The 16,414-nt window shown below is 40.8% G+C and carries 12 protein-coding genes; 1 reads left to right on the top strand and 11 read right to left on the bottom strand.

Going from position 1 to position 16,414, the window contains the following annotated elements; all coding sequences use genetic code 11:
* The 5 genes from truB to rimP all read right to left on the bottom strand — a co-directional run.
* Window positions 1-790: tRNA pseudouridine(55) synthase TruB (truB, locus tag MDMS009_RS04945; RefSeq protein ID WP_008290678.1), on the bottom strand; the 790-nt coding region annotated here is incomplete at its 3' end.
* A 14-nt stretch (window positions 791-804) separates the two neighbouring features.
* On the bottom strand, window positions 805-1,179 hold the full coding sequence (rbfA, locus tag MDMS009_RS04940) for a 30S ribosome-binding factor RbfA (protein WP_008290613.1): 375 nt from the start codon (window positions 1,177-1,179) through the stop codon (window positions 805-807).
* Window positions 1,179-3,962, bottom strand: coding sequence for a translation initiation factor IF-2 (gene infB / locus MDMS009_RS04935; protein WP_008290660.1), 2,784 nt, complete (start codon window positions 3,960-3,962; stop codon window positions 1,179-1,181). Before infB ends, rbfA begins: the two co-directional genes overlap by 1 nt.
* Window positions 3,963-3,965: 3 nt before the next feature.
* Window positions 3,966-5,483, bottom strand: coding sequence for a transcription termination factor NusA (gene nusA, locus MDMS009_RS04930; RefSeq protein WP_008290657.1), 1,518 nt, complete (start codon window positions 5,481-5,483; stop codon window positions 3,966-3,968).
* A gap of 76 nt (window positions 5,484-5,559) precedes the next feature.
* Window positions 5,560-6,006 (bottom strand): ribosome maturation factor RimP, encoded by a 447-nt coding sequence (gene rimP, locus MDMS009_RS04925; protein ID WP_008290640.1) that lies wholly within the window; start codon window positions 6,004-6,006, stop codon window positions 5,560-5,562.
* 397 nt (window positions 6,007-6,403) lie between these two features.
* On the opposite strand from rimP, the gene MDMS009_RS04920 reads away from it, so the two are divergent.
* Window positions 6,404-6,739: a hypothetical protein gene (locus tag MDMS009_RS04920; protein WP_237700482.1), complete on the top strand. Its 336-nt coding sequence runs from the start codon at window positions 6,404-6,406 to the stop codon at window positions 6,737-6,739.
* Between the two features lie 218 nt (window positions 6,740-6,957).
* Here the strand turns inward: MDMS009_RS04920 and MDMS009_RS04915 are convergent, their stop codons facing one another.
* From MDMS009_RS04915 to MDMS009_RS04895, 6 genes are all read right to left on the bottom strand, one after another.
* Window positions 6,958-7,494, bottom strand: a complete 537-nt coding sequence (locus tag MDMS009_RS04915) for a hypothetical protein (protein WP_043887936.1) — start codon at window positions 7,492-7,494, stop codon at window positions 6,958-6,960.
* Between the two features lie 62 nt (window positions 7,495-7,556).
* The gene (locus MDMS009_RS16435; RefSeq protein WP_008290684.1) at window positions 7,557-8,249 is read right to left on the bottom strand and encodes an HNH endonuclease; all 693 of its coding nucleotides are present in this window, start codon (window positions 8,247-8,249) and stop codon (window positions 7,557-7,559) included.
* 15 nt (window positions 8,250-8,264) lie between these two features.
* Window positions 8,265-8,678 (bottom strand): hypothetical protein, encoded by a 414-nt coding sequence (locus MDMS009_RS16430; protein ID WP_008290585.1) that lies wholly within the window; start codon window positions 8,676-8,678, stop codon window positions 8,265-8,267.
* A gap of 11 nt (window positions 8,679-8,689) precedes the next feature.
* Complete coding sequence (locus MDMS009_RS04905; RefSeq protein ID WP_043887935.1) at window positions 8,690-9,409, bottom strand: OmpA family protein; 720 nt, start codon at window positions 9,407-9,409, stop codon at window positions 8,690-8,692.
* A 2-nt stretch (window positions 9,410-9,411) separates the two neighbouring features.
* Window positions 9,412-11,211: a MotA/TolQ/ExbB proton channel family protein gene (locus tag MDMS009_RS04900; protein ID WP_008290566.1), complete on the bottom strand. Its 1,800-nt coding sequence runs from the start codon at window positions 11,209-11,211 to the stop codon at window positions 9,412-9,414.
* Between the two features lie 279 nt (window positions 11,212-11,490).
* Complete coding sequence (locus MDMS009_RS04895; protein ID WP_043887934.1) at window positions 11,491-16,299, bottom strand: ATP-binding protein; 4,809 nt, start codon at window positions 16,297-16,299, stop codon at window positions 11,491-11,493.
* Between the last annotated feature and the right edge of the window lie 115 nt (window positions 16,300-16,414).

The following is a 16,414-nucleotide window of genomic DNA, read 5'->3' as shown; positions in this document are numbered from 1 at the left end:
CAGACTGACCAAAACTTAATTGCTTACAGCCCGCTTCATCTAATGTTATCGAGGGCCAATCAGGTAAGGCATCTTCTGCAGCAGTAAGCTGCTTATCTAAATCAGTGAGTTCGCCCTGCTCTCGTGTTGTCTGTAAGGTTTCCAATGAAACCGAATCAGTTAAGGAGTAGCCCGCTACTGCCGTACGCCGTAGCATCGTGACATGCCCACCTGTACCTATAGTATGGCTAATATCTTCAACTAAGGTACGGATATAGGTGCCTTTGCTGCAACGCACTGTGAGTGTAAAACTACTGCTATCAAAGTGCTGTAATTGAATATCGTAGATCGTAATTCGACGTGATTTACGTTCAATTTCAATCCCTTGACGCGCCAACTTATATAAGGGTTGGCCCTGATGCTTCAATGCTGAAAACATCGGTGGCACTTGATCCTGCTCACCAATAAACGTTTTCAGAATGGCGTTTAGCTGAATTTCATCAAAAACAGGAATCGCTTGCTCGGCAATGATATTACCATCTGCATCACCGCTATCCGTCGTGATGCCTAGTTTGCAAGTCACATCGTATTGCTTGTCAGCATCAAGTAAGTAACCTGAAAGTTTGGTTGCCTCACCTAAACAAACCGGCAGAACGCCACTCGCCAACGGATCTAAACTACCGGTATGACCCGCTTTGTTGGCATCAAACAGGCGTTTTACCTGCTGCAAGATATGATTGGAACTGTGACCGGTCGGTTTATCAATAACCAGAATGCCCGTCACATCACGGCCTTTTTTTCGTCTTGCCATCAGATTGACTCGGTTTAGTCGTCTTCCTGACGTGGTTTGTTAGCTTTGGCAATGAGTTCATCCATGCGGAAACCATTCTCCAAGCTTTTGTCATAGACAAACTGCAACTCAGGAATGCTACGCAGTTTTACACGCCCAGCAAGACCGCGACGCAGATAACCAGATGCACTATTTAATCCTTGCAGACATTCTTGTACATCTTGCTCAGATTCAAAGCCATTAAAGCGTGTGACATATACTTTGGCATATTTTAGATCCGCCGTCACATCCACATGAGACACCGTGACCATACCAATACGTGGATCAGAAATCTCGCGCTGAAGCATCAGCGCGAGTTCTCGCATGACCACTTCGCCGAAGCGATTTGTACGACTATATTCTCTGGCCATTATAGTGTCGGTTTCACTTCAACCCGTTCAAAGACCTCGATCTGGTCGCCCGGTTTGACATCTTTATAGTTTTTCACGCCGATACCACATTCAGTACCCGAGTTAACTTCATTGACATCATCTTTAAAGCGACGCAACGATTCCAGTTCACCTTCATAGATAACGACGTTATCACGCAGAACGCGAATTGGATTGCTACGTTTGACCACGCCCTCAATCACCAAACAACCAGCGATATCGCCAAATTTAGGTGAGCTAAAGACATCATCAACACGTGCCAGACCAATAATTTCGTCTCTAAAGACAGGTTCTAACATACCAGTCATCGCTTTCGTCACAACATCCAGCAAGTCATAAATGATGCTGAAGTATTGAACATCCAAACCTTTCTCGGCAATGATTTTACGTGCAGCGTTATCAGCACGGACGTTAAAGCCAATCAGAATAGCTTGTGACGCAGCGGCTAATTGGGCATCAGTTTCGTTAATACCACCCACACCAGAGCCAACAACGCGTACTTTAACTTGTGCTGTAGAGAGTTTTTGCAGACCTTGACTCACCGCTTCAACAGAACCATGCACGTCACCTTTAATGACAACATTCAGGGTCTTAACATCACCCTCTTCCATCTTGTTGAACATTTCATCCAACTTAGCCGCTTGCTGCTGAGCCATTTTCTGCTCACGCGCTTTAGTTTGACGGAAGTTAGCAATTTCACGTGCAGTTTTATCATCCGGCGCTGCTTGTAACTCATCACCAGCAGCAGGTGTACCAGACAGACCCAGCAGCTCTACAGGAGTAGATGGGCCAGCAGTATCAAGCTGTTCGCCTTTTTCATTAAACATTGCACGTACACGGCCATATTCCTGACCGACTACCACGATATCGCCCTTATTCAGCGTACCTTGTTGAACCAGTACGGTGACAACCGTACCTCGGCCTTTATCAAGGCGAGCTTCAATAACGGTACCATGCGCAGGGCCTTGTTCTGGCGCTGTTAGCTCCATGACTTCAGCTTGCAGAGAAATCGCATCAAGCAAATCTTCTACGCCTTCACCCGTTAAAGCTGAAACAGGTACGAACTGTACATCACCACCCCAGTCTTCTGGAATAACTTCATGGTTAGCCAATTCTTGCTTAACCCGATCAGGGTTGGCTTCTGGCTTATCCATTTTGTTTACGGCAACGATAACGATAGATTCCGCTGCTTTCGCATGCTGAATCGCTTCAATCGTTTGCGGCATCACACCATCGTCAGCCGCGACAACCAGAATGACGATATCGGTCACTTTCGCACCGCGTGAACGCATTTCGGTAAAGGCGGCATGGCCCGGTGTATCCAAGAAGGCAATTTCACCACGACTGGTTTGTACTTTATAAGCACCAATGTGCTGAGTAATACCACCCGCTTCACCAGACGTGACTTTGGTTGTACGAATGTAATCAAGTAATGAGGTTTTACCATGGTCAACATGGCCCATGACTGTGACGACAGGGGCACGCATTTTCAGCTCACCCAGTTCTTCATCAGAGACTTTCAAGGCTTGCTCAACTTCATTTTCTTGGATCGGTTTCGCGACATGGCCCATTTCTTCAACCACAATCACGGCAGTATCTTGGTCCAGAACCTGATTGATAGTGGCCATGGTTCCTAGGCCCATCAGCGCCTTGATCACCTCACCCGCTTTGACAGACATACGCTGTGCTAAATCTGACACGCCGATGGTTTCTGGCACACTGACTTCGTGTACGACAGGAGCTGTTGGTTTTGAAAACCCATGTTCTTGGTCTTTCATCGCAACTCTTGATGCAGCACCGCCACCTTTTTTCTTCTTACGACGTCCGGATTTGCCTTCACTGACATGCAATTCTTTACGCTCAAAGTCATCGTCTTTGCGACCACCACGACGAGCAGTTTTATCTTTGTTATGTTTTGCTTCGGCGTCTTTGGTTTTACGCACACCCGCTTTTTGTTCTTTCGCCTGTGCTTCAGCAGCGGCAGCTTTTGCCTTTTCGCGTTCTTTTTCTAACGCCTCTTCCTCTTCACGTGCTTTCTTCTTAGCTTCTAACGCTTTTTCAGCATCAATACGCGCCCGATTAGCTGCGCGACGTTTTGCGTCAGCTTCTTCCAGTTTCTTGTGCGCTAGCTGTGAAGGCGTGAGTTCATCATCTTTCTTCTTAGCCTTGGCCGCCGTTTTCTTATTCTTAGACTCAGCTTCAATCGCTTTCTTTTCTTCTTCAGCAGCTCGTTCTGCTTCTTCAGCTGCTTGTTTTTCAGCTTCAATGGCTGCGGCGATCGTCGCTGCTTCTTCTTCAGCTTCTTGCTTACGGCGGGCTTCTTCGTCCAGCAGTTGTTTACGTTTGTCTTCTTCTTGCAGACGTAATTCTTCTTGACGTGCCACTTCAGCTGCTTGTTCTTCTGCTGCTTTTTGTTTTAGCAACTCAGCTGCTGCAGCCGCATCTTCTGTTTCACTACGTTTTACATAGGTACGTTTCTTTCGTACTTCAACGCTAACACTCTTACCACCACGCGTCGCACCACCGAGTTTTATTTCACTGACCGATTTACGTTTCAGTGTAATTTTCTTTGGTGATGACGATGAGCTATCAGCGTCCTTACCATGGCGTTGTTGTAAAAACTTCAGCAGGGTTTGCTTCTGTTCTTCAGTGATCTGATCATCGGGCTTTGAGACGTTAATCCCCGCTTCGTTTAGCTGTTCCACTAAACGTTCAGCTGTAATTCCGACTGTGCCAGCTAGGTCCTTAACCCTCATGTCACTCATTGGTTACTCCCCTGCATCTGTTTGTTCGTTAGCAAACCATGATTCTCTTGCTTTCATAATCAAGGCTGCTGCTTGCTCTTCCTTCATGCCACCGATTTCAACCAACTCGTCTACTGCTAAGTCAGCGAGGTCATCTAATGTGGTCACGCTATTGCTTGCCAAGGTCAGTGCAAGATCTTTGGTAATGCCTTCCATATCCAGTAGTTCTTGGCTTGGCTCGGCCGATTCCAATTGTTCTTCACTTGCAATGGCTCTTGTCAGCAAAACATCACGCGCTCTGGAGCGAAGCTCGGCAACAATATCATCGTCAAATTCTTCAATATCTAGCATTTCTTGTTCAGGTACGTAGGCTACTTCCTCCAAAGACGAGAAGCCTTCCTGCGCAAGAATCAATGCGACATCTTCGTCAACATCCAAATCTTTCATAAAGTCTTGAATGAGTTCACCGATTTCGGTTTCTGCTTTCTTATCAGCATCGGATGACGACATAACGTTCAGTTCCCACCCGGTCAACTGACTTGCGAGACGAACATTTTGACCGCTGCGACCGATGGCCTGAGACAGTTGTCCGTCTTCTACGGCGATATCCATGCTGTGAGCATCTTCATCAACAACAATAGATAATACTTCTGCTGGCGCCATCGCATTGATTGCAAAACGTGCAACATCTTCATCCCATAGAATGATATCTACACGCTCGCCGCCCAGTTCGTTGGTGACAGCCTGAACACGTGAGCCACGCATACCGACACAGGCACCAACTGGATCAATTCGTGATTCCTTCGCTAACACAGCAATTTTGGCACGCAGGCCAGGATCACGTGCTGCACCTTTAATATCAATCATGCCATCACTGATTTCAGGTACTTCCAGCGTGAATAATTCAATCAAAAGCTCAGGGGCAATACGACTAACAATCAGTTGTGGACCTCGACCTTCAGGTCTGATTTCTTTTAAGTAACCACGAATACGGTCACCGGTACGGAAGCTTTCACGTGGAATCATTTCTTCACGTGGCAGGAATGCTTCGGCATTACCGCCTAGGTCCAGAGTCACGTTGCCACGGTCAACACGTTTAACCGTACCGTGAATCATCTGTCCCACTTTTTCGCGGTACATATCTACAACTTGTGCGCGTTCTGCTTCACGTACTTTCTGTACGATAACCTGTTTGGCGGTTTGAGCAGCAATACGACCAAATTCAACTGACTCCATCGGCTCACGAATATAACCGCCGACTTCAGCATCATCTTGTTTTTTAAGGGCTTCGCTGAGTGTGATTTGTGTTTCTTCTGACTCCAGCGCTTCTTCATCATCGTCTTCAACGATCAGCCACTGACGAAAAGTCTCATAATCGCCCGTCACACGGTCGATTTGTACATGCGCGTCCAATGCCATCTCATAGCGTTTACGTGTCGCCATGGCCAACGCCGCTTCGATTGCCTGAAAAATGACTTCTTTGCTCACGCCTTTTTCATTAGACATGGCATCGACAACCAGTAAAATTTCTTTGTTATTCATCACGCCCCCAGTGGATTCAGCAGTTCGCTAACCCAACCCAACTTTTCTATTATTAACCGCCAATAATACGCTTTTTTTAGGCAACAAGTCGCGCTTTAGCTAACTTTGCCAATGGTAAGGCGTAGATCTCACCATCCACTTCTATTAATACTTCACCGTCGCTGAATCCTTGCAGTACTCCTGTAAAATTTCGTCTTCCCTGCACTGGCAGTTTCATCGAGATTTTTACCTCAGCGCCTGCAAAGCGTTCAAAATCTCTGGCTTTAAATAAAGGTCTATCAAACCCAGGGGAAGAAACTTCCAACATGTACGCACTGCGGATTGGCTCTTCAACATCCAGCACACCACTTATCTGGTGGCTTACCTTTTCACAGTCTTCGATGCCGATGCCCTGTTCGGCATCAATGTAGATCCTCAAGATCGCATCAGGACCGCCCTGAATATATTCGACGCCTACTAACTCGTAGCCTAAAGACTCAATCGGAGCCTCGATTAATTGTTCAACCTGATCAGTTATGGCCATAGCTTAGTCATCAAGCCTTTCGGCTTAAATCAAATCTCCAGAAAAACAAAAACCCCATACAGGGGCCCGGAATTTACAAAATTGTTCGCGGTGATCCGTACCGCTCGGTCACAAGCATCCCGGCCAGCAAATGTTCTTGCTTTGACTTGACGCTTTCCAGAAAACAGTGAATATTAACAGAATAACATAGCATAGAGCAACTCAAAGCTATGCTTACACCGGAAATTAATTCGACTCTGAATCTGATACACAACGGGAAGATCGCCCCCTCATCAACAGGAACTTGACCTCTAACACAAGATCGTTAAATTACGTCTAAATAATGGTTTCATTCTGTTCGAGAATAAATCATAGGCGTGCTATGCGAATCCCCATATTTTTGTTGACATTACTACTGATGACACCATTATCTGCGGACGAAGACAACGTCGCAGATAATTTTATTGTGTTTAAAACACTGCCAGATAAAGATGCCAATAGCGATTGTTCACAACGCGGTGGTTTACGCGTCTTTGTGGTAAACACTCATCCCGACAAAATCATTGACCTGAGCGTGGATCGGTATTTTTCCGGTGTGAGGCAAGCAGGCCGCTCTATGTTTGCGTTAAGACAGGGCCACTCCCAAGCACTGGGCTGCAATATCGTTATGGATAGCCATCAAGAATGGCGGCTGGTTTCGTCTTACTTTATCGAAGCAGAAGCAGCAATCAATCGTTACGGAGTTATTTACTAAGCCCTGAATGCAAAAAAGCTCAAAACAATGAATCACTGTTTTGAGCTTTCTACTTAATCTAAGTTGGTAGCGGGGGCTTGCAACAAGCAATACCATACATTCCGGTTTAAAGCCTGACTCCTTGCCCTCATGCAAGTGTACTACCTCACTACGCCATGCCCCGACTATAAAGTGATCCAAGCTGGACTTCACACGGTACGTTTATGTTGGGATGTATTCTAACTATATTCAGTCAAAGTATATGAGTATGTCTCTAAAGCATTTTTCTCTGTATGCAAAAACTCTTTAAATGAATGTTTATCAATTAAATTGTCAATTAAATCTAATAGTCCCTTATCTTTACAAATACGTCCTTCAATATCATTTAAAATGATTATACATTCTCTGAGCTCTTCAATACGCTGACTAACAGCTAATGGTGAGTGTGAAATATCATCAGAAAAGTTTTGTATAGGGAAGCAGGCTAATTCTATGTGTATTTCATTATTTTCAACTTGATCAGATAGCTTTTTAAGGTAGTGTTCATATATCTTTCTTTTATCAGGCTCATCCCTGTATACAAGGTCTGACTTGCACTGTGTTTCAGCCACTGTCATTACATGTTGAATTGTTGATTTAAACCTGTGTAACTCTAAAAGAAAGTCCTTATTTAACTTATCTTTCTCAACTGTCTTTGTTAATTTTTCATTAACTTCATCCATTGAGTCATTAAACTGTCTTAGGCCTTTGTTTATCTTTGATAAAAAGTTTTTCACTTTATTCGTCCTTAAAATAACTCATTTCATCCCCTAATCTTTATCAGATAATATCTCGATTGTTACCTCAAGCTTTGAGCTAAAAAATCAAATTGATTAAGCACATAGCGCATACTATGAATTTCCCAGCCTTCATCGATTGCGTTTCTCGCAGACTCTTTATCAATCGCAATGCCTATTTTCCTGACCGGCCAGGCTAATTCAATTTGTGTGATAGTTTTATTGGAGGCTTCTAACTCATAGCCAACTTCCGGTATTGGAAGTTTATACTCCATCAGTAAATCAACAACACCATGAAGAGCCGAGTCTGCCAATTTGAATACAGCACTCCAATCATCTCTGAGGATTAAATTCTGTGTTCGTCGCAAGTGATTTATCGTCTGAGTATCTTCATGTCTAACGAATAAATGCTGGTGATTCGGCTGTTTGCTATGGCAGTCAACACATAACGGTTTTAAGTTCTCTTTTCGATTATCATGCTTGACACCATTTATATGATGAGTATGAAGTAAACGTTTATTGTTGATTAAATCAAGTCCACACTGCTGACAAATATAATTAAATTCACTTTTAATTTTCTTCGAAATATCATCCCAATCACTGGCGTATCCTGAACTTATCTTGTCAGCTATTCCAGATGGTAAATGTTTGAAAAATGAACTATACCCATCAAAAAACTCTTCAATATCAAATTTATTAAAAACATCAGGTGTTCGACTCTGTGTTTGGAAGCCTTTGTAATTGAGATACTTCAAACAGTTTTTACAAACTTAAGTACCGCTTCTCTTCATACCACGACGTGTTTTCCAATCTTGTCCGGATATTGAAAAGTTTCCACTCAAATCATTCGTCACAACATATCGTTCTGAGCGTCCTTTACGACGCATCTCATCTAGTGTTCTGCAATCTGCAACATGAAATCTTTTCCCTTTGCTACCATCATCTAAGGCATCTAATATCTTGTTACCGTGATCCTTAATGTATAAAAGGACTTGCCTACCTTGATAGCTTGCGAGCCCATCGTCAAAGACAATGTCTTCAAAGTTGACTTCAAACCCTTCGCCCAGCTGAGCATCAATAGGTTGTATTGGAACAATCTCATCGGAGATGTCGAACTCAACCTCACCCGCTCCCATAGTACGAACTGCATCTTGTAACAAGCTAAAATCAACGCTGAGTTTCATGGTGAGTATCCTTAAATACCCTCTATAATTTTTCTTATTTGAATATCAGCATTAGTTATAACTCGGAAAGAAACTCTGCGACTGAGCTCTTTATTCTCGCTGCCATCTATATTTAATTTAGCTTTAGCTGAAGCAAGACCTACTGCCGAAAATGTTTTTTTTACCCAGTTTTGTTCGTTCTTACTCAAACCAGTATCTTGGTACGCAAAATTTAGGACGCTTCGAGTTCTATTTTGGGACAGCGCCATATTCAAGAAGTATGCTGCGTCTGGCGGTGTATCATTACCCCACTCTGATGATGTATGTCCTTCAATTCGGACTTCATCAATACTATCTTTAAATTTCTCTAAGACACTCAAATATCTAGGGATAAATGTGATTAATATTTCTTCAAACTCAGACTTCAGGTTGCTATCTCCCGAGTCAAAAAGGACCTCTGGAGAATTAAATTGAAAAGATAGAGTTTCCTTGTCAACAGATGCTTTCCATGAAACCAATTCATGAGAAAACTCACTATTCAATGCATCATAGATTGCTACTTGGTTTTGTTGGTAGGCAACTGCTACATCCTTAATTTTATCTCTTTCCAAGGAAATATCACGCATATATACAATTGCGATAAATAGAAAGACCATCATTAAGCCAGCCATCAAGTCAGACACTGTTAGCCAGTAATCACTATCTTCAACGACAGGATTTTCAGATCCAAAAATAGCTTTGAACTTGGCCATTTTTAACTAGCTTTTCTGACAATAAGATCCATTTGAGCAGTTAACCGCCCGTAATCCTGTACAAACTGATTACTTATACGCCCTAGCGCCGTCCCCATTCCGTTCATGACCGTATTCAATTCTTGCTGAACGGCTTGATCTAAAATGCTAAGTTGCTTTTCTACTGCTTGCCCAGATTGACCGACCTGCTCTTTTAAGGCTGAGTCTAGGTTTGAAAAAACATTATTCATCTGTCGTCGTTGAGCTTCAGATAGCTCATCAAGCGATGATTCAAATCTGCTCTGCATACCATTTATTGAATCAACAACTGAATCTCTCACTGAACCAGTCTCTTGTACTAGTGACTTATTAGCTTCAATTAAGGTTGTAGACAAAGTTTTTGAGTCCTCAACCAAACCATTAACCATATCTCGCACATGGTTGTTCAAGTCATCAACCGCATCTTTAAGGTAATTCTTTATTACTTCCGTTTGACTATCCAAATGATCGGCTGTCGTTTGAAGACTAGTATTTGTCTGATGAACTTTATCAGTAAACTCATTTGCTCCCTCAGTGATCACTTTCTCAACTTGAATTGCACTTTCGGATAGTTTTTTGCTTATTACATCAACACCATCTGATGTTTTTGTTACGAACTTATCTAACAACTCATTTGAAGATGCAATATGTGACTGAATGTATTTATCAGATTCGGATAATAATGTTGAGTAATGCTCACTCGCAGTAGTCACAGATTTTGAGATTGCTGAAACAGTTTCATCGATTTGCTTTCTAATTTCAGGGACGGCTTCAACTGCTTTATCACGAATATCTTTAAAAGCCTCAAGATGTTGCTCAAGCTCTGTAAGTTGGTGCTGGTTAACTTCCATTACTTGCTTCAAATCCAGCATGGTTTGAGGTATGACTTTCGACTCATTACTAATTGCAAGCACAGAGGCTTCAGTGGCATTAATTGAAATAACGCCTTGCTTGTACTGCTCAATCATATCGCTGATCTGTACTCTGTAATTATCTTGCCAAACTACGAGCTCTTTAACAGCATCATTTAACTGTTTGAAATTATCACCAAACTGCTCAGTTAAATTGTTATTGAAGTCGGTTATTACTTGTTTCAATGCCTCAATAACTGTCTCTGTTGCCGACTTTGACAGCATATCTGCAAAGTCCTGCATTTTGATCCATAACTTGTCTGAAAAATGCTTGAAATCTTCACTCTGCTGGGAGACGTGGGTTGAAATCACACCAAGGGTAGCGAGTATCTCTTGCTGAGTATTGATTTCTATTTTCTGATTATCATTTATATCGCCACGAAGAAGCTTGATCTGACTCAGTATGGAACTATCTGAATCACCGCCAACGGCAGTTACTAAACTTGTAATTGCCTCTCGTTGCTTATTAATTGAAGTAAGTATTTCTTCCGGTGAGGCTGAAATTTGTTGTTCTTCAGATACTCTTGCTGAAATCAGTCCTGAAGTTTGAATGATCTTGAATAGTATTGATGTAATGATGCCTAACAAACTTGTTAAGAATGCTGTTTTTAGCCCAGCGAGAAGACCTTCAATGCTGTCATCGATATTGGATGCATCAAACTCCAGTAGGCCAATAACAATGCCAACAAATGTTCCAAAAATACCTAAGGTGGTTAGTAGTGCCGGTGTGTAGGCAACAAAGTTGCGTCCAGTACCAAGCCTTAGCGAAATTAGACCTATAGCTAAAAATATGAAAATTGATATGCAAACTATTTCGGAAACAGAGCTTGCAGTTGTTCCTAACAATAAACTTTCGATGTACTCGACTATCATTTCATCCCTAAAATTCAATTTTCATCCGTATCAATAGCCGCATATTAGCAAATTTCACTCGAACGTATAAGTTTTGTGGGTATAACGAAAGTTAGGATACTCGAGTAATTTTTCAAAGCTAGGCAACGCAAAAAAAGAGCGCCACGCCCTAACGAATGGCAGCCTTACCATAAAGACTATAAGTAGTCTGAGTGCGTTTATTTAAAGCTCATGGTGAACTTTGTTCTCGGCATGTTAATTAGCAGAAGTTTATTGTAAGAAATTAAAGCAAACTAAAGTCTAAATCGAAACCCTCATATACTTCAGTCTTTCATCATTGTGCATTCTCTGGGTAGCATTAACATACCCTTTTATTTTTTCCTCGACATTCAGGACCTCATCATGTTGCATTTCTGAAATTTCAGAGATTCTTTTACCCATAACCCCATTGATTGAACCACCTAATCGAAGTCCACTTGTGCTTGCTAGCCACCACCTGTCATGAATCGGCATGATGTTTCCAATACTAGAGAGTCCACAGAAAGTTACGTCTATGTCAGGAATCACGTCAGAAATAATGTTTTCATTCCAATACTTTCTGATAACCTCCGCCACATCATCATCCGTATTGTTAGTCATTTTCTTTATATTTGCGTAACTAGTCAGGATGCGTATCATGAAGTTCGGATCTTTTCTTATGACTGTGCCGACGAAGTCAAGATCTTCATGGGTGAAGTATGGATCTACAATTAGTATCTCCTCTTTCTCATCTTTAGAGATCCACTGAGAGAAAAAGTCGAGTACAGCTTCAGACTGATTTGGGCTGAAAACAATTTGTGACTGAGTTTGACTCTGTTTGGCCGGGATATTAGCTTGTGTTTCAAATAGTGATGCGAATAATTGATTATCTTGAATAATCACATCAAAAATTGGCCTAAATGTTGAAGATACCATCTGCTTGTTTGAGGTGGTAAAGCTGAGTGCATTGATGTAATAACTCAGCATAGGGTATGCATCGACAGGCTTGTAATCAGAGATGCTGTAGATATATTTGATGTAATCAGCTTTTTTATCAGGTATGTGATTAGCCGCATTCATCTTCCCTAGTAACCCCCATATATGAGAGGGGTATTTACTAGAAGTTGAATGTTTTATGATTTCATCACTTGAAATACTAAACTGATCTTTTGTTTCCCTCTCTTTTTGTTTTTGCTGAATATTCTTTTCAATGATTTTCTTTCTTGCTGGATCATCGTCAAATAATGCTGATAAACCACTCGCAAACTCCTTATCCATGGAGTCAACAGAGTCAATTAGACTTAACCTTTTTTCATGAAAATCATTTGTATCCTCTGATGTAGATAACAATACAGCATCTTTGATGAATCTTTTCACTCTGGACTTATCTAAATCTTGGCCCTGCTGTGCTAAATATTCGAACCTAGATATTTGCTCCAAGTTGCTCACTACTCCGTAAACCACTGTTACGGCCTCATCAAGCAGGGATTTTTTGAAGTCTGCCATAGAGCTCGGCATAAATTCGATGATTTCACCAAGTACAATTACTTTATCCGAGTGAATAGGTATTCGGCGAGCTCTCTCAGTTAACCTACCCCAGATCACTTTAGATTTTTCGCCAAGGATACTAAGTCTAAGCGCCTCACAACATATCTTGTATCCCTCATGTTGGATGTCTCCATCTTTCATGAACGCACTACCAATTATGTTATCTAGTTCACTAGCAAAATTTGATAACTGAGGCTTGCTAAATTCATTGTTTTTTTTGCCAAGCGAGATCCTTTTCACAATTGCCCACAAGACACCGTAAACCATTGTATCTTTTCGAATTTTCTTCACAACAAATAAATGTTTCTCAAGATCTACTGCCGATAACTTAAATTTGTTTTTCTTAACGGGCTCATATGGATCATGAATCAGGTTTTTAGTAATCAGGTACTTATGAGTGTGATAGAGAGCCTTGTCATAGCGGTCTACATCTTGAGCGATGTAATCCAACTTTCTAGTAAATATTTCCTGACTGTATGAGAATAAAATGGGGCCGCAAAGTACAATAGCAACAGAAAGCTCATGACTATATCCATCGCCTAATGAATCAATTTCTGGAAGCAGAAAACTCTCTACAATCCGTTGGAACTCATTCAAGTGATCTGTAAGTTGAAGTGCAGAAGCCAGCCTTGAAAATAATCTAATACGAACATTTTTTCCTGGGACAGTTGATATGAGTTCAACTATGTTCGTTAAGTCTTTATTAGATTGAAGGTTGAACTTACATAGCTGAAATAAAGAACGAATTGCAAGGTCTATAGAGTAGGCACGCGCATACATTTCCGAAGCTGATACAGCGTTCTCTGAAGTTCTTAAGTCAATAGCTCTATCTTTATAAGAAAGTGCAACCTCAGGCTCCGTCTTAAATAGTTTGTTGTGAATATCAAAAGCGACATCGATTTTTTGCCAGTTACCATCTAGTCCATCCCAAGACTCCTCCAGTGAGGTAATAATTGTTGCTCTTTTCTCAGCGAGTTGAAGAGAACTTTTTTTCATAATTTCGAGCAAACAAGAATTAATCTGGGTATTAGATAGATGATCTTTGATTCTATTTCTTAACTTAACTAATCTATGAAAATCAGCTTTTGATATTTGAATACCACTCTCAGAAAGGTGTTCAAACAAATGTATAGTAGTATCGGCTTTGTAATCTTTGTCTTTTATATTTCTGATGTGCTGTTCAACTTTGCTGATTTGAAGCTCAACCTCCAAATCACAAGCCTCATGTATGACCATTGCAATGGCCTTATCAATGGCTCTTTGATTGTTTAGTCTTTTTGCCCAAGAAATTGCATTGTCATAAGACACCTGCAACTCGTTTAGCAGAGCATCTTTTAGAGCAGTATATTGATCTGCAGTGTTACCAATTATTTGCTCAAAAACATTTTCTTTAAGGTCTTTAACAGTATTCAGGTTGATATTTGTCTTTTCTTGTAACTCGTTAAACTGAACATAAAGCAAGGTCAGAGAAGATAACTTGATAGATGCATCCTCAATACATTCTGAAATAAATTTATATAATTCTATGTCTCTATTTTTTAACAAACCATGCTTTATCTCGAATTTTAAGATGTTACACTGGAGTCTCACATAATCTACAGTAGGTCCAAACGACTTTAGGTCATCGAGTCTTGGAGATATTTTATTCAGTATTTCAACCCCTTGAGGCTTTCTCATGTGATTAAGTGATGTACTAATATCCGCGTAGAGAGATGCATTGGCATGATAGTCTGTAGTCGAAATAACTAGGGAAATTAATTTTTTAACCAAAAGGTATATCCCATCACTTTCTGGAAATGCATTGATCCAACTTCTTAACACATAGATGGCATCGCCTGGCTTATCAAACCCTGAGAGAGAAGAAATTATTTTCTCCGGAGGAGTTCCCTTTTTGAACAGCCCAAGTATATTCAACGCATTTCGCTTCTTATCCTCCTTAATTTCAATCCCTTGTATGATTTTATCAACGTCACCAGACGCATTTTTTAAAGCTTCCAAAGAAAATCTAAAAAATGCGTAGTCAGCTTTATTTCCACCTCCTCGTTCTAATGAATCGACACCATTTATCAAAGATAATGCCTCTTCTGGAAATGCCGTAAATAAGCGTGAAGCAAGCTCAATTGTTCTATCAACCCCCAGATACTCTGAATTAATATTTGAGAAGTCCTCCATAATCCTTTTTTTAAGACCTTCGTCAACACTGTCCTTTTTTTGTTTCTGGTGTGTTGCTATTGTTGCTAATAAATGCAGACGTTCTTCTAGGACTCGTGAAGCAATTGCCAGACCGAGTGCAGACTCATAATCGTTCTGATTTAAATGACACAGTAGTTCGCTCTCGAGTAATCTCGACGTTTTCATACCTGTCATGAAGGAGTGGACATGTGCAAACCGGAAAACATCAAGTTCAGAATTTAGCTCAGAAGCGGCGTTGAGCCCATGCTTCACTTGTCTGCTAACTCCGTTTACGCTATTTGTTTCATTAAAAATTGTCAGAATATTACTGTTTGATAATTGCTCTACAACCGAACTGTAGTCACCTAAAATGTGACTATGAGATGTTATTTCTGTAATCGCACTTGCATCATTTGGATGAGCTGACCAATAGGCAATGATTTTTCTCAATGATTGTGATTTTTCATTAGATAACTGTTTCCTTACAAAGTCTCTCATAGCATTAGAGAAGAACTTAATTACCGGACTACTAGAATCTAAAAAAGTGATGGATTGTAAGGTTGCTATAATTTTTTCTGATTCAAGTCCTGTTATTTCAGACAGATCACTTAATGATAGTGAGCATTCACTGAATGCAATTAACGGCAATATTTCAGATTTAATCTGGTCGAGCTCACCTATAGACTGCCATTCAGCCTTCAGAAGACTCTCGTTACTTTCACTATGAATAGTTATAACGTCTTCGACCGTTAATCCACTCTCGATTAATCTTCTGACCTGTTCAATCCTTTCAGGGATACCTCTGTAAACGCTCAGTACTTCTTCAACTTCAGTTGCTGATAGCTTTGGAAGCGCAGACATAGCCTCCGGATGCGAATACAGCATCATTTCTACTGTCTTGAAATTCACATTTGAGAGATATTTTTCAAGAGACTTCGATTTCGTAGAGAATAAAAATTTTATATTTTTATCACTCAAAGGCATTACTGACATCAAACTTTCAACGATGTAATCATCCTCAGGAGGAATATCATCCAACCCATCTACAATGAAAAATGCTTCTGTTTGATATTTTTGTAATGCCACTTGTAATGAATAGAAAAGAGAGATCAGATCTGCCTGATTTATCGTTTCAAAGTTATGACAGTCTTTGCCGTTGAGTTTGAAATGTACTTGTCTGTATATATCACGGACTAAGTTTTGCTCAAAGTACGATTGTTTATTTGTGACATCTAAGAAAAGTGAGAAACTCTTGCTCTTGTTTTTCTCAAGAAACTGGGAGAGAAGTACTGTTTTCCCCATGCCTTCATCACCAGAAATGAGTATTGCCTTTTCACCATTGCTATATGCCAATTCAATAGTATTAATCATGGTATCTCGTGTAACAGTGCTCCCAGAAATATTCGGAGAGAAACAAGAGAATTCACAAGGGTAACTTAATGACTGGTTAGAAAGTTCGTCTTTCATCTATTTAATGTCCTTATTA

Origin of the sequence: Methylophaga thiooxydans DMS010 (assembly GCF_000156355.1) — a bacterium.
GTDB lineage: Bacteria > Pseudomonadota > Gammaproteobacteria > Nitrosococcales > Methylophagaceae > Methylophaga > Methylophaga thiooxydans.
The sequence above is the reverse complement of the archived record's forward strand: the minus strand, read 5'-3'. Positions and strand labels throughout refer to the sequence as shown.